Origin of the sequence: Pseudomonas putida W15Oct28 (assembly GCF_000708715.2) — a bacterium.
GTDB classification, from domain to species: Bacteria; Pseudomonadota; Gammaproteobacteria; order Pseudomonadales; family Pseudomonadaceae; genus Aquipseudomonas; species Aquipseudomonas putida_R.
Genome location: NZ_JENB01000112.1, coordinates 1 through 249 on the forward strand (window position 1 = coordinate 1; position 249 = coordinate 249).

General features: G+C 47.8%; 1 rRNA gene. It reads left to right on the plus strand.

Features of this window, described 5'->3' with window-relative positions:
• Window positions 1–249 (plus strand): 23S ribosomal RNA (locus AK81_RS27640); the annotation flags it as partial.

Here is a 249-nt window from a genome sequence, read left to right on the forward strand (position 1 = left end):
ATCAATGAAATCGAGTAGGACGGAGCACGAGAAACTTTGTCTGAATATGGGGGGACCATCCTCCAAGGCTAAATACTACTGACTGACCGATAGTGAACTAGTACCGTGAGGGAAAGGCGAAAAGAACCCCGGAGAGGGGAGTGAAATAGATCCTGAAACCGTATGCGTACAAGCAGTGGGAGCCTACTTTGTTAGGTGACTGCGTACCTTTTGTATAATGGGTCAGCGACTTATATTCAGTGGCGAGCT